16 protein-coding genes are annotated in these 15,097 nt (G+C 38.3%); 15 read left to right on the top strand and 1 reads right to left on the bottom strand.

The features are described from left to right. Nucleotides 1-331: 331 nt before the first annotated feature. On the top strand, nt 332-1,558 hold the full coding sequence (gene mtnK, locus BM183_RS19630; protein WP_091689172.1) for an S-methyl-5-thioribose kinase: 1,227 nt from the start codon (nt 332-334) through the stop codon (nt 1,556-1,558). Between the two features lie 36 nt (nt 1,559-1,594). Next, the gene (gene mtnA / locus BM183_RS19635) at nt 1,595-2,689 is read left to right on the top strand and encodes an S-methyl-5-thioribose-1-phosphate isomerase (protein WP_330392456.1); all 1,095 of its coding nucleotides are present in this window, start codon (nt 1,595-1,597) and stop codon (nt 2,687-2,689) included. A gap of 166 nt (nt 2,690-2,855) precedes the next feature. Here mtnA and BM183_RS19640 read toward each other — a convergent pair whose 3' ends face one another. Next, entirely contained in the window at nt 2,856-3,617 is a 762-nt protein-coding gene (locus BM183_RS19640; protein WP_091689174.1) for a DeoR/GlpR family DNA-binding transcription regulator, read from the bottom strand. 303 nt (nt 3,618-3,920) lie between these two features. Here BM183_RS19640 and BM183_RS19645 point away from each other — a divergent pair, with 303 nt between their 5' ends. The 13 genes from BM183_RS19645 (at nt 3,921) to BM183_RS19710 (ending at nt 14,864) form a co-directional block, all read left to right on the top strand. Next, complete coding sequence (locus BM183_RS19645) at nt 3,921-4,886, top strand: class II aldolase/adducin family protein (RefSeq protein ID WP_207650164.1); 966 nt, start codon at nt 3,921-3,923, stop codon at nt 4,884-4,886. A 183-nt stretch (nt 4,887-5,069) separates the two neighbouring features. Further along, complete coding sequence (locus BM183_RS19650; RefSeq protein ID WP_091689178.1) at nt 5,070-6,512, top strand: aldehyde dehydrogenase family protein; 1,443 nt, start codon at nt 5,070-5,072, stop codon at nt 6,510-6,512. Between the two features lie 12 nt (nt 6,513-6,524). Then, on the top strand, nt 6,525-6,845 hold the full coding sequence (locus tag BM183_RS19655; protein ID WP_091689180.1) for a BMC domain-containing protein: 321 nt from the start codon (nt 6,525-6,527) through the stop codon (nt 6,843-6,845). 143 nt (nt 6,846-6,988) lie between these two features. Then, the gene (locus tag BM183_RS19660; protein WP_091689182.1) at nt 6,989-7,267 is read left to right on the top strand and encodes a BMC domain-containing protein; all 279 of its coding nucleotides are present in this window, start codon (nt 6,989-6,991) and stop codon (nt 7,265-7,267) included. Between the two features lie 14 nt (nt 7,268-7,281). Next, nucleotides 7,282-7,572: a BMC domain-containing protein gene (locus tag BM183_RS19665; RefSeq protein ID WP_242961063.1), complete on the top strand. Its 291-nt coding sequence runs from the start codon at nt 7,282-7,284 to the stop codon at nt 7,570-7,572. A 100-nt stretch (nt 7,573-7,672) separates the two neighbouring features. After that, nucleotides 7,673-7,945: a BMC domain-containing protein gene (locus tag BM183_RS19670; protein ID WP_091689202.1), complete on the top strand. Its 273-nt coding sequence runs from the start codon at nt 7,673-7,675 to the stop codon at nt 7,943-7,945. 188 nt (nt 7,946-8,133) lie between these two features. Further along, nucleotides 8,134-8,796, top strand: coding sequence for a phosphate propanoyltransferase (locus BM183_RS19680; protein ID WP_091689188.1), 663 nt, complete (start codon nt 8,134-8,136; stop codon nt 8,794-8,796). Between the two features lie 124 nt (nt 8,797-8,920). Beyond that, on the top strand, nt 8,921-9,181 hold the full coding sequence (locus BM183_RS19685) for a EutN/CcmL family microcompartment protein (protein WP_091689190.1): 261 nt from the start codon (nt 8,921-8,923) through the stop codon (nt 9,179-9,181). A 200-nt stretch (nt 9,182-9,381) separates the two neighbouring features. Continuing rightward, complete coding sequence (locus BM183_RS19690; RefSeq protein ID WP_091689192.1) at nt 9,382-10,494, top strand: extracellular solute-binding protein; 1,113 nt, start codon at nt 9,382-9,384, stop codon at nt 10,492-10,494. A gap of 13 nt (nt 10,495-10,507) precedes the next feature. After that, the gene (locus BM183_RS19695) at nt 10,508-11,839 is read left to right on the top strand and encodes a CoA-disulfide reductase (RefSeq protein ID WP_091689194.1); all 1,332 of its coding nucleotides are present in this window, start codon (nt 10,508-10,510) and stop codon (nt 11,837-11,839) included. Nucleotides 11,840-12,072: 233 nt separating this feature from the next. After that, nucleotides 12,073-12,888: a CoA transferase subunit A gene (locus tag BM183_RS19700; protein ID WP_091689196.1), complete on the top strand. Its 816-nt coding sequence runs from the start codon at nt 12,073-12,075 to the stop codon at nt 12,886-12,888. Between the two features lie 27 nt (nt 12,889-12,915). Further along, on the top strand, nt 12,916-13,653 hold the full coding sequence (locus BM183_RS19705; RefSeq protein ID WP_242961065.1) for a CoA-transferase subunit beta: 738 nt from the start codon (nt 12,916-12,918) through the stop codon (nt 13,651-13,653). Between the two features lie 47 nt (nt 13,654-13,700). Beyond that, nucleotides 13,701-14,864, top strand: coding sequence for an iron-containing alcohol dehydrogenase (locus tag BM183_RS19710; RefSeq protein WP_091689198.1), 1,164 nt, complete (start codon nt 13,701-13,703; stop codon nt 14,862-14,864). Nucleotides 14,865-15,097: the final 233 nt, after the last annotated feature.

Raw genomic sequence — 15,097 nt, forward strand, 5'->3', positions numbered from 1 at the left:
GTGTTTTTACCAATATCAATACCTAAATAAAACATAGAACACCACCTGAAAAAGTATTTTAGATAGTTTTCCTCTGAACTGATAAACGTTACCGCCTTATTGCATATACGAAGTACCCTGAAAGGGTCAACATCCAACTTATTCGTAAACTGTTTATCAGACAGAAGCATCAGTCTTTCGATAACGAGGTCATAAAAATGCCTCAAGGAGAAATCGATGTCACTCTATCTAATACAAACATTATACAGAAACATTCTGTATAATGATACAGTTAATAAAGGGTTATAGGTTACCTTTATCAACCTAAATATATTATATAAGGAGAATGGCTATGTCACGATTTGATTCATATTTTTTAATGAAAGCAAATGATGTTCCGGAGTATGTTAGGGAAAAGTTATCATTCTTTCCAAAAGATGCGAAGCTGGAATGCAAAGAAATTGGAGATGGTAATCTTAACTATGTGTTCAGGGTAGAGGATATAGATACCAAAAAAACACTTATTGTAAAACAGGCAGGTGAAGTTACCAGAATATCTGCCGATATGAAGCTTTCTACAGACAGAGGAAGAATTGAGGCAAAAATCCTTGGTATTCAAAATAAATATGCACCGGGCCTGGTGCCTGAAGTTTATCTGTATGATGAAGTTATGTGCGCTATGATTATGGAAGACATGATTGGACATACTATGATGCGTACCGGATTGCTAAAACATGAAAAGTATCCTAATTTTGCAGAAGACATTACTACTTTTATGGTGAATTCCTTATTACTTACAACCGATGTGGTAATGGGGCACAAAGAAAAGAAAGAAAATGTAAAAAGCTTTATCAATCCAGATTTATGTGAAATATCAGAAGACTTAGTATATAGTGAGCCTTTTATTGATTATAACAAGAGAAATAATGTATTTCCTCCTAATGCAGATTTTGTTAAGAGAGAATTATATGAAGATAATGCACTTCATTTAGAAGCAGCTAAATTAAAATTTGAATTTATGAACAATGCACAATCTTTGATTCATGGAGATCTTCATACAGGTTCTATTTTTATTAATCAGAATCATACCTATGTATTCGATCCGGAATTTGCATTTTATGGGCCTATGGGTTATGATGTAGGTAATGTGATAGCGAACATGTTCTTTGCTTGGTGTCACGGAGATGCAACTATCGAAGATGAAGCGGAAAAGGCAGATTTTTGTGGATGGGTATTAGATACTATTGAAGAAATTGTGGATAAATTTATTGCAAAATTCAAAGTGGCATTTAAAGAAAATGTTACAGATACAATGGCAAAGACAGAAGGTTTCTTAGAATGGTATCTTGGAACAGTATTAGCAGATACTGCCGGCATTGCAGGTCTTGAATCCATCAGACGTACCGTTGGTATGGCAAATGTAAAAGACATTACTACCATTCCCGATGAGAAGAAACGTGCAAGAGCAGAAAGAATTGTTATTACATTAGCAAAAGACTACATCATGAACCGCACAAGTTTCAAATGCGGTGCTGATTATAGAAAGGCCATTGAAACAGCCGTGGCAAAAATTAACTAGAAGACTCAAGTGACTTATACAGAAAGGATGAATGACATGAGCAGCAAAAAGTCAATTATGGACTATGAAACCGTAGCCCTTGATGATGGAAAAAGTGCATTGGTCATTATCGACCAGACACAACTTCCGTATAACACAGAAATACTGGAATTAACAAAACAAGAAGATATTTGGGATGCAATTTATCTGCTGAAAGTCAGAGGGGCTCCAGCTATTGGTGTAGCGGCAGCAATTGGAATCTATTTAGCGGCAAAAGAAATAAAAGCAGATTCTTATGATGAATTTTACCAACAATTTTTAAAAGCAAAAGAATATCTGGCATCTGCCCGTCCTACAGCGGTTAATTTATTCTGGGCATTGGACCGAATGGATGAAGTGGTGAAGGCCAATCAAGATAAATCCGTAGCAGAGATTAAAGAACTTCTTCATAAAGAAGCAGTTGAAATTAAGGAAGAAGATATCTGGGTATGCAAGCAAATAGGTGAATATGGATTAAGTCTTGTTAAGCCTGGTGACGGATTATTGACTCACTGTAATGCAGGACAACTGGCAACAGCAAAATACGGTACTGCAACAGCACCGATGTATCTTGGCCAGGAGCGTGGATATAACTTTAAGATTTTTGCTGATGAAACAAGACCTTTACTTCAGGGAGCTAGATTAACTGCTTATGAATTGCATGAATCCGGTCTTGACGTTACTTTAATCTGTGATAACATGTCTGCAACAGTTATGAAAAATGGCTGGGTAAATGCAGTATTTGTAGGCTGTGACCGTGTTGCTGCCAATGGTGATACTGCAAACAAGATTGGTACATCTGTAGTAGCAACGGTTGCAAAGAGATATAATGTTCCTGTTTATATCTGTGCACCTACTTCAACCATTGATTTAAATACTAAGACAGGAGCAGATATCCATATTGAGCAAAGACCTGCTGAGGAAGTAACAGAAATGTGGTATAAGAAACGTATGGCTCCCGATGGAGTTAAGGTATTCAACCCTGCATTCGATGTTACGGATAATGACTTAATAGCAGGAATTGTTACTGAATATGGTATTGCAAGAGCACCTTACACAGAATCATTAAAAGAAATATTTGCAAAGAAGGAAGCAGCTAAAGCAGCTAAATAACCGAAGCAGGTATTATCTATAATTTATATAAAATACTCCCTTTTATACTGGAAGAAGGGCTGTTGCAAAAATTTTGCAGCAGCCCCGATTCTTACTTGAGCAAATATTACACTAAACCAGGGGGCTTAGTTGCCGTATTTCCCTGGATTTTCATGTGTCAAAGTTTTTATTTGCAAGGATAATAAATAACATTATTCTCAGCTAAGAAGTTAGTCCAGCCTTGATCTAATTGCTTATCCGTAATTACGCCGTCAATATCTTCAAATCCGCAAATGCTGATGAAAGAGGTTTTATCAAATTTAGAATGATCTGCTACAACGTAGATTTTGTTGCTTCTTTTCAATAGTTTTTGCCTGATTTCTGACATGGCTTCATTGGAATCCGTTACTCCATGAGATTGTGACAAAGAGCGGCATGACATAAAGGTTTTGTCTACATAATAACTCTCCAGGGAAGCTGATGCACTCCGTCCGATAAAGGACATATTATTGGAATTAAATAACCCTCCAATAGAAATCAGGCGGATGTTTGGAGAATCTGTAAGCAGGTTAATTACTTTTAGGGAATTCGTTAATACAGTTAAGCGCATATCGCGAATGGCTTTTGCAATGAAAAGTGCAGTAGTGGATGCATCTAAAAAGATGGAATCTCCATTGTGAATGATTTCTGTACATTTTTTAGCAATTAACTGTTTGCTGTCTGTATATGCGGTTTCGCGTAAAGACAGCTCCACTTCATTTTGTACTCCATCCTGAATAAATGCACCGCCATAAGTACGAATGAGAAAACCTTCATCCTCTAAAGTTTTTAAATCCCTTCTTATCGTTTCTTCTGTAACAGAAAAATCTTTCGCTAATTCTGATACGATGACACTTTTCTTTTCCAGAATAATGTCTTTGATTTTTGCTTTTCGTGTTACTGCAAGCATTATTTAAACCCTCCAAACTAATTTTTGATATTGTTGTTTTCTCATATCATTATCACATAATCTTTTAAATTTGTAAAGAAAATTTGCGAAAAATTTGGTAAATAGTATAGGAAACAAAACAAAACAAAAAAAATAGAAATAAAATATTGACAAAACAACATTAAAATAGTAAAATTTAATTGTAATCAGACATTATTTTTATATAAAATTGAGATAAAATCAGTAAGATAGCAAACAATCAAGTCTGAAAAAAACCACATTATAAAACCACATTTATATAAGGAGGAAGAAGGTGACTATGAAATGATGACAATCCAAGGAAAAAGATATCCTTCCGATTTTGAAGCAAAAAAGGCAATTCTTGAAATTGGTAAGAGAATGTATATGAAAGGGTTTGTCGCAGCCAATGATGGCAATATTAGTTGCAAAGTTGGTCCTAATATCATATGGACAACACCTACTGGAGTATCAAAAGGATTTATGACAATGGACATGCTGGTGAAGATGGATTTTAACGGTAAAATATTAGCCGGTAATCGTAAACCATCTTCAGAAGTAAAAATGCACCTTAGAGTTTATGAAGAGAATCCTGATGTAATGGCAGTCACTCATGCACATCCGCCGGTTGCAACTTCCTTTGCAATTGCAGGTATTAGTCTGGACAGACCGGTACTTCCCGAGGCGATTGTACAATTAGGCTCAGTTCCAATTGCTCATTATGCAACACCGGGTACCCAAGAAGTTCCTGATTCCATTGCACCATTTTGTAAGACACACAATGGTGTGCTACTAGCAAATCATGGAGCATTAAGCTGGGGAAGAGATGTTTTCGAAGCATTTTTCCGTTTGGAATCCATTGAATATTATGCAACGGTATTAATGTATACCGGACAGGTAATTGGCAAACAAAATGAACTATCCTGTGATCAGGTTAGCAGGTTAATAGATACCAGAAAGAAATTAGGAATTAACACCGGAGGTATTCCTCCCTGTTCGGCAAGAACAACCAATACCCAAGATGTTCTGTCTTCTGAATCTTTACAATCAGAGCAGGCTATGGGAATTTCACAAATTAAACCTCAGCCTCAAATGCAACTATCAGGGGTTACCCCATTAGTAAGACCAGGAACCCCTTCACAAGATATTGGTTGTGGATGCGGAGGAACTGTAATAGCACCGAAAGAACAAGTAACTATGACAAACAAAACCAAAGAAGATATTATAGCTGAGGTTGTAAGAAGAGTCACAGAAGAAGTTGCGAAACTTTAGGGGGTAAGTGTGAAAAGTAATTCTAAATCAGCACAGTACGCAGACTAAGAATTTCTAAGTTTCACACTGGAAGAACTCCAAAATGAAATTCATTGGATTTTGAACTTCTTCATCCATTATTTGAGATGTCCCTCGGCACAAAACTTCAGATGTGCAAAAGCATGCACGAGCATGGAGGTAAAGATGGAATTTGGAACAAAGGAAATAAGTATGATTGTTGAGCAAGTTCTTAAGAATTTAGAAGAGAATAACTTGATTTCAACAAAGAAAACTTCCAATTCTGGTTTGTATTCTGACAAAGGAGATTATGGAGTTTTTGAAAGAGTGGAAGATGCTATTGATGCAGCATATGAAGCTCAGAAAATATATTTGGATAACTTTAAAATCAAAGACAGACAACGTCTCATTGCGGCCATTCGCAAAGTTTCAATAGAGAATGCAGAAACCCTTGCAAGAATGATTGTAGAAGAAAGCAAAATGGGACGGGTAGAAGATAAGGTAAAGAAGCACCTGGCAGTTATTGAGAATACACCTGGTCCAGAATGCCTGACAACCGATGCTATAACAGGTGATGGCGGCTTAATGATTGAAGAATATGCACCATTTGGATTAATCGGTGCAATAACACCAGTAACAAATCCAACGGAAACTATAATAAACAATACGATTAGTATGATTTCCGGGGGTAACGGGATAGTATTTAATGTACATCCCAGTGCAAAAAAGGTATGTGCTTATTGCCTGCAATTCATTAATAAGACCATCATTGAAAATGGAGGCCCAGCCAATTTAATTACCATGGTAAAAGAGCCAACCATGGAAACCTGTAACATAATCACACAAAGTCCTAAGGTTCGCTTAATGGTTGGAACCGGAGGAATGGGAATGGTAAATTCACTTCTTCGTTCCGGTAAAAAAACCATCGGAGCCGGCGCAGGTAATCCTCCGGTTATCGTAGATGAAACCGCTGATATTAAAAAAGCAGCAAAAGATATTTATTATGGAGCTTCCTTTGATAATAACTTATTGTGCCTTGCAGAAAAAGAAGTATTCGTACTTGAAGAGGTTGCAAATGACTTTATCTACAATATGGTGGACGAAGGAGCCTTCTTACTAAATGGAGCACAGTTAGAAGCTATAACAAACCTGGTATTAAAATACGAAAATGGTAAATACGACATAAACAAGAAATGGGTTGGACAGGATGCAGGTAAAATGTTAGAAGCAATCGGTATTACCGGAAAATCCGATACCAGACTTTTAATCTGTGATGTTCCTTATGATAATCCATTTGTATTACTGGAACAATTAATGCCGGTTCTGCCGATTGTACGCTGTAAGAATTTGAATCAGGCAATTGACTATGCAATGATTGCGGAATCAGGCAATAGACATACAGCATCTATGTTCTCAAAGAATGTAGACAATATGACTAGATTTGCAAGAAAAATTGAAACTACTATCTTTGTAAAGAACGGATGTACTCTAGAGGGTGTAGGTATTGGCGGTGAAGGCTATACTACAATGACCATTGCAGGACCTACAGGCGAAGGAATTACCTGTGCAAAGAGTTTTACCAGACGTAGAAGATGTATGCTTGCAGATGGAGGTTTACGCATTATCTAGGGGGTGTAAGAGTTGGCAATAGGATTTTTAGAATGTGCCGGATATGGAGCTCTTTTGTATGCAATGGATAAAGCATGCAAAGCAGCAGATATTAAAATACTTGGTATTGATACCATTAACCCTAAAGATAGCAGCGCTTTTATCCCATTAACTGCACAAGTTAAATTTGAAGGAACAATATCCGACGTACAAGTTGCAGCAGAAGTTGCAAGGGAAGCAGCCCTTCGTTTTAACAGTGAAAAAGAAGTAATAACTTCTATTATTGAACAGCCATATGACGGGGTTGATAAACTAGCTAAGATTTCAAAAATAGAAATTAAGAAATCAAAGTAAGGCAATAAGATAAAATAGGAAATATAAACCTAGGCTTATACAAAACTTTCTACTAAGTTTAAGTAATAAATGAATTCAGGAAATTCATTAATTATTATAATAATTATACAAGTAACCATAAAAAAAGAATACAAATTGGAGGTATGAGTATGTCAGCAATAGGAATGATTGAAACAAGAGGTTTAACAGCTTCAATTGAAGCAGCAGATGCAATGTTAAAAGCAGCGGATGTAGAGTTAGTTGGAACAGAGAAAATCGGATCCGGTTTAGTAACTGTAATCGTAAAAGGTGAAGTTGGTGCAGTTAAAGCAGCTACAGAATCAGGACAGGAAGCAGCGTCCAGATTGGGAGAGCTAGTTGCGGTTCACGTAATACCAAGACCACATGCAGACATTGCTAAGATTCTTCCAGCAATCAAATAAAGGTAGTGATTAACTTGAAAATAAATGCCATTGGTGTTGTTGAAGTAAACTTTTATACGAATGCCGTTACCGTGTTAGATGAAATGATGAAGGCTTCTGATGTAGAATTAGTAAGCTGCCATAAAAAGCTTGGGGGAAGAATGGTACATAGCATTGTGGCAGGTGAAACCTCATCAGTGAATGCGGCTATTGAAGCAGCAAACGCAGCAAAATCCATAGTCGGTGAAGATAATGTTAAGGTTGCTGTTACTATCAGCAACCCTCACCCGGAAATCATAAAGTTGTTAAATATGATTGGTGAATAGAAAGGTGGAGAGATAAGTGGCAGCAGTTAATACAGAAGCAAAAACAGATAACAAAGTAACTTTTGAACCAAAATCAACAGGGAAAGCAGGTAAAACAGGTATGCAAGCTTTAGGAATGATTGAAACAAGAGGATTAGTAGCATCTATAGAAGCTGCTGATGCAATGCTTAAAGCAGCGGCAGTAGAATTGGTAGGAACGGAAAAAATCGGCTCCGGATTAGTAACTGTAATGGTTCAAGGTGATGTAGGAGCTGTCAAAGCAGCTACAGAAGCCGGTCAGGAAGCAGCTTCCAGACTTGGTGAATTAGTTTCAGTACACGTAATCCCAAGACCTCATACAAGTGTAGCTCAGATTATTCCTTTCTTAAAATAATACGGAATTTTGGGACATATGATAATAAGGTATCCAATACGAATCCCTCAATGGGGATTCGTATTGGGATTCCTTCAAAGTCAGGAAAGATAGAATCTATATCTTTGAAGGATACCCCTATTACATAAGACAGGAGTGCAGCACCTCCTGTGCCCAAATTCGCAGTAACTGGAAGCATGGAGGTTTTTATGAAATATGACAAGTCTACCGTAGAGATGGTAACCAGACTGGTAATGGACAATTTAGAGGCAATTATGTCTCAGGAAACAAATACACCAAAAGATAAAGTACCTGTAGGTATCTCGGCAAGACATGTCCATTTGGAAAGGCAGCATTTAGATATACTGTTCGGAAAAGATTATCGATTAACATTCTTAAAACCTTTGAGTCAGCCCGGGCAGTTTGCTGCAGAAGAAACTATAGAAATTATCGGACCAAAAGGGATATTGCCTTCCGTAAGAATATTAGGTCCTGAGAGAAAACAGACCCAAGTAGAAGTGGCTATGACAGATGCCAGAAAGCTTGGAATCAAGCCACCAGTAAGAACATCTGGAGAATTAAGTGGAACCCCTGGAATTACCCTTCGAGGTCCCAAGGGTGAGATTACCATACTGGAGGGTGTTATAATTGCAGACAGACATATACATATGACACCTGATGATGCAAGAAGATATAACGTAAAAGACGGACAGAAAGTCAAGGTATTGACCGAAGGCGAAAAAGGCGGAATTATGCATAATGTAACTATTCGCGTAAGTGAAAAGTATGCATTGGACTGTCATATTGATACAGATGATGCAAATGCATTTTTAATTAGCCAGGGACAAATTGTAACAATTATTAGTGAGTAATATGAATCTTCGTTAGAAATGTAGATTAGTATAATATTTTTGTGACAGTATTGCATCCATAGCAAGCATTGCAGCTGTTATACAGATAGAAAACGGGTAAGATAACGGAAAGGCATGGGTTATTATGATATTAGGAAAAGTACAAGGTACAGTGGTATCTACACGCAAATGCAGTAATCTGGTGGGTTATAAGTTATTACTGATTGAGCCCTATTATGGTGATAAATCAAATATATTTGTAGCAGCCGATTCTCTTGGTGCAGGAATTGGTGAATTGGTGCTAATCACTACAGATAATACAACTCAGTATGCTTTAGATAGGTCTGCTCCCGTAGATGCTTTTGTGGTTGGAATTGTAGATGCACCGCCTCAAATAGGAAAGTAAGTTAGTGGGCTGCTTATCTGGTGGTAAGTATGCCCCTTTTTGTAATTAAGTATCTCTTTATTTGTAATATGGAAAGAAGTCCCCGCTTCTTATTCAAAGCGGGTTATAATATCCGCTTTGAACTTTTTGAAAATAAGGCCTTATAAGAACCGAGGGAATAATATAAATTCTAAAGTCATAAGAATTTTGGAGGTGTTCAAATGTTAAAAGTATTAGCGGTAGCAGATCCGGCTGTTAAAGTTTATGTAGATGAAAACTTAAATTTACTAAAGGATTTTCCTGAAACAATAGATTTTAACGTTGTTCCATGGTCACAGTATTATACAACCATGCTGGATGTTTTTGCCGGCAAGGCTGATTATGATGTAATCATGGTGGCAGGGCACCTGTGGCTGGCAGATTTCGCAGAGAAAGGTTATCTGGCTCCCATTGAATTGGAGGAAGAAGACATTCTTCCTGTAATATTACAGGAAATGAAATATAAAAATAAATACTATTTATCTCCGTCTTTTTGTGATGGACATATGATTGTATACCGTAAAAGCATTCTGAAAGAAAAGCTTGGTAAAATCTTTGATTCCGTTATAACACCAGAAGAATATGTAGATGCAGCTTCTAAAATAAGCAGCTCTGGGACTACCGGGGCAATTGCAATGAAAGCGCACCCTTCTGAAATATTCACCGATGCACTTCCTTTTTTAAGAATGGGAGGAAAAGATGTTTATGATACAGAAACACTTGAAGCTATGTGCAGTGAGGAAAGTATCATAAAAGGGTTGGAAGCTTATTGCGGTCTAAGAAACTATGCATTCCCGGATACGGATACCTATGGTAATGAGGAGATTGCCCTAACCATTCAAAATGGAACAGCAGCCATGGCCGTTACCTGGAGCGGTCAACTTGGGGTTGTTTATAACGAGGACTGTGTGGACAAGAAGGATTTAGGTTTTTCCACCTTTAACACAGCCTGGAATGTAACATGGTCATTTGCCATAAGTGGGGGAAGTAAGAATAAAGAGAAAGCAAATGAATTACTTCGCTTTCTGCGTTCACCAAAAATAGATGCCATTGCAGGAGCCCACAGTGGAGCTCCGGTACGCAGACAAAGTTATCTTGAGGGTAAAGATAACTTTCCTTGGTATGAGTGCCAGCTCTCTATGATTGAAAAGGCAAAACCATTGCCTAATATGCTTTTGGCAGGAGATAAAAATGGCGTACTTTATGAAGAAATAGCAGAAGCATTTGGAGGAAGAAAAACGCCAGCTAAGGCAATGGCAGATGCAAAGAAACGGATTGACCAGATCGGGATATAGGAGGTAACAGAGCATGAAAGTAATCATTATCGGTGGAGTGGCAGCAGGAATGTCTGCAGCTTCAAAGATAGCAAGAATGGATCATACTGCTGAAATCGTTGTATATGAAAAGGGAGGATTCCTTTCCTATGGTGCCTGTGGACTTCCTTACTATGTAGGTGATTTTAATGATGATTATCGCCGTATGATTGCCCGTACTAAGGAACAATTTGAGAAGGCAGGCATAAAGACCAATCTCCACCATGAAGTTATAAAAGTAGATACTGATAAAAAACAAGTATTTGTAAAAGATTTAAAAAGTGGAAATATGTTTATTGATGGATATGATAAACTTATGGTTGCTACCGGTGCTGCCTCAATTGTTCCCCCTTTTGCAGGAGTAGAGAAGATGGGTGTTCATGTCCTAAAATCTTTGGAAGACGGAATCTTTTTGAAAGAGTATGCCAAAGATCCGCAGATTAAACATGTGACTATTGTTGGTGGGGGATATATAGGAATTGAATGTGCCGAAGCCTTTTTAAATCTTGGAAAGCAAGTAAGAATTATAGAAGCGGCAAATAGAATCTTAATGCCATTTGACGAAGAAATAGCAAGTATGGCTATGGAGGAGCTCACCAAGCATGGTGTGAAGCTGTATCTTAATGAAAAGGTTAAAGGTTTCATAGGAGGGGAAAAAGTCACCCATGTAGAAACCGATAAAGGAACCTATGATACTGATCTGGTAATTGTCTCTGTTGGTGTAAGGCCAAGTACTGGGTTCTTAAAAGATACCGGAATTCGTATGGCTAAGAATGGTGCCATCCTGGTAGACCGGGAATTTAGAACTTCTGTTGATGATATTTATGCGGCAGGGGATTGTGCCTTGGTTTATAACAGAATCATGGAAGAAGACAGCTTTATTGCCCTTGGAACCATTGCCAATAAAGGCGGAAGAATTGCCGGTGCCAATATTGCAGGTGAACACCAGAAATTTATCGGAGCCCTGGGCTCTGCGGCAATCAAAGTGTGTGATATTGAACTGGGACGTACCGGTCTTGGGGAAGCAGATGCAAAGCGCCTGAAAAAGAAATATAAAACCATTCTGGTACAGGCCAATGATCATCCGGCATATTATCCCAATCCCACACCTATAACCATCAAACTTATTTATGAAGAAGGCACCAAAAAGTTATTAGGCGCCCAGGCTTGCGGACAAAAGGGAGCTGTTATGAGAGTGGATATATTCGCGGTAGCTATCCATAGCGGAATGACCACGGAGGAACTTGGCATGACGGACTTAATATATGCTCCGCCTTTTGCAGGGGTATGGGATGCGGTTCAAATAGCATGTAATGCTGCGAAATAAAAATAAAGAAACAAATTGATGAAACTTTTCAATCAGGGTGTCTGAAAACTCATTGCCCCAATCTGCACGCCCCACTTAGCGGCATATTTGCCCCAAGTTCAGCCACGTAGCCCACTACGCCGCCCTCATTTGGAACAAATCTCCCACTAAGTGTAACGCACATCTTGGAACAAGCAGTTTTCAGACAAGCCCTGGCATAATAGTAAGAATCATCTTAGAAGGAGATGAAAACCTTGAACAAATTAATGTCGCTGACACAGGCGGTTGAAATCATACAGGATAACGATACGGTTGGTATTGGGGGTAATGTTTTACACCGTGCACCAATGGGACTTGTGAGGGAAATTGCCAGGCAGGGGAAAAAGGGATTACATATTGTTAAAACAGCAGGTGCTATGGACGTAGACCTACTATGTCTGGCAGAGTGTGTTAGCAGTGTGGATGCTGGTTTTATCAGTTATGAAACTGAATATTCCCTTGCTGGACACTACCGTAAGGCTGTTCAGAACGGAGTAGTAAAAGGAAACGAACATGCCTGCTATACCGTAATCTCTGCATTACGTGCAGCTTCTGCGGGAATACCCTTTATGCCGGTAAAAGGATTGCAAATTAGTGATTTGATTGAAGTAAATGATTATTTTACCAGAATACAGGATCCTTTTTCCGGAGAACCTGTTACGGTTGTAAAGGCTATTGTACCGGATGTAGTAATCCTTCATGTACAGGAAGCAGATAAAAGAGGTAATGCCAAAATACTTGGTCCAATATACGACGATGTTCTGCTATCCAGGGCGGCTAAAAAGGTAATTATATCTGCGGAAACCATTGTGCCTGATTCGAAATTTGAATTTTCTCAGGATAAAGCAGATATACCCCACTTTTTAGTAAACGCAGTTGTGCATTTGCCAAAAGGTGCAGCACCTTGCTCCTGTCCGTCAAAATACAGTATAGACCGTGGAAAACTGGATACTTTTAAAGCCCTTAAGAGTAAGGAAGAGTTATTGGATTATCTTGATAACTTCAACACAGCTGATTACCGAAGATATTAAAAGGTATCAAAAGCAAAGGATAGATAAATGATGAATACAATTGGAAATGAAAATTATCAGGTTTCAGATATTATGATATGTGCCATGGCCAGATTGATCCATAATGGGGAGAATGTATTTCATGGTGTATCCTCCCATATGCCTATGCTGGCAGTTATGCTTGCAAAAGCACTCCATGCTCCTGAAGCTGTTTATCTGAATATTCCCGGAGGTGTGGATCCAAAACCCAAAAACCTTGAGAAATATACAAGCGCAGGAGCTGAATTATTCCAACAAGCAGCAGCAATTTTTCCTTTGGCGGAAGTATTTGATCTTTCTATGAGAGGCAGATTGGACGTGGCATTCTTAAGCGGAATCCAGTTTGATAAAACAGGTAATGTAAATGCCTCTGTTATTGGTGATTATCATAAACCAAAGGTTCGTATGCCAGGGGGAGCAGGCAGCGCAGTACTAATTCCTACTGCCAAGCGTGCTATTATATGGCGTACAAAGCATGACAAAAGAACTTTTGTTGAGAAGGTGGATTTTGTTACAACAAGAGGAAATATTGATAGAATCGTTACGCCTCTTTGTATCTTCAAGTATGAAAATGGTGAGCTATTACTGGATACCATTCATCCAACTTCCAATCTGCAGGAAGTAATTGACAATACCTGCTTTGAAGTGAAATATAGAAGCATTGAATTCACACCATTGCCCTCAAAAGAAGAACTAACAATACTACGGAGAATCGATCCAAAAAACTATAGAAATATTGAATTTTAAATAGGCATAATTTATTAAAGTGCTAAAGCGCTAGAATCGAGGTTGTTATGAATGCACATAGAGTAAATGCTGTAGTAACCAGCTTCTTTGGACAAGGTGCCATATCCTTATTGCCAGAAGAATTAAAGAAAAGATCTTTAAAAAGAGGTTTAATTATTACCGATAAATTTTTATACGAATCAGGTGCCGCCGTAAAAGTTGGAAATGAACTGTTAAAAGCAGATTCCGAATATGCAATCTACTATCAAGTACAACCAAACCCCTCCATTGATGTAGTTCGTGAATGTACTTATGCAGCTAAGACACTGGAAGTAGATTATCTGGTAGCAGTGGGCGGCGGCTCTGCTATAGATACTGCCAAAGCAGTAGGAATTCTAATGACCAACGGGGGAGAAATTGAGGACTATGAAGGAGTGAATAAATCAAAGAATCCTTCTCTGCCAATTGTTGTGGTGAATACAACAGCAGGCACCGGTTCAGAGGTTACTACCTTCTATATTGTAACCAATCCAAGAACCCATTCTAAGATGGTTATGATTGATACCAATTGCCTGGTCAGTATTGCAGTAAATGATATTGATTTTATGAAGTCCATGCCTCCTAAATTAACCGCTTGCACTGGTATGGATGCCATGACTCATGCAATTGAAGCCGTACTATCCAGATTTGCAACGCCCCTTTCTGACAAAGATGCCCTATGGACAATCAAAACCATAAAAGAATATCTTCCAAGAGTGGTAAATAAGGCCGATGACTTAGAAGGCAGGAATATGATGTCTTACGCTGAATATACAGCAGGTATGGCATTCTCCAACAGCGGACTTGGAATGGTTCATGCCATGGCACATTCTTTAGGCGGCTTTTATAACCTTGCCCATGGGGTATGCAACTCCGTTCTTTTGCCATATGTTATGGAATTTAACGGGCAGAATAAAAATATACAGTCAAGGTATAAACTAATAGCAGAAGCCTTAGGCATTAATGGTGCCAAAGAAATGAGCCCGGAAGCTGCTGTAGAGGCAAGCACAGACTATATCAGAAATTTATGCAAAGAAGTCGGAATTCCAAAAAGCTTTAAAGAATTAAATGTAAGACCGGAAGACTTCCCACAATTGGCTGACCTTGCACTTGCTGATTCCTGTATGCCAAGCAATCCAATACAGCCAACAAAACAGGAAGTTATTGAAATTTATACAAAAGCTTGTAGATAAAATAAAAATTTAGCTTACTAATGTACGTACGCTTTGCCCTGAAGTTATATGAAAAACTCATAAAGTATTAATTGGGCCTTCATAATGACTCAATTTATATATTGTAAGATAACGTGGTGTATAGGATAAATTTTGCTACCTTACCCTCGTGCGGCATGGCCTTGGTAGAGCCTCAAAGCGCATGACAAGTATCGCAGAGGGCGATACTTGTCACTGAGTCTCTAGTCGGCCAT

The organism is Anaerocolumna aminovalerica, from assembly GCF_900115365.1.
GTDB lineage: Bacteria > Bacillota > Clostridia > Lachnospirales > Lachnospiraceae > Anaerocolumna > Anaerocolumna aminovalerica.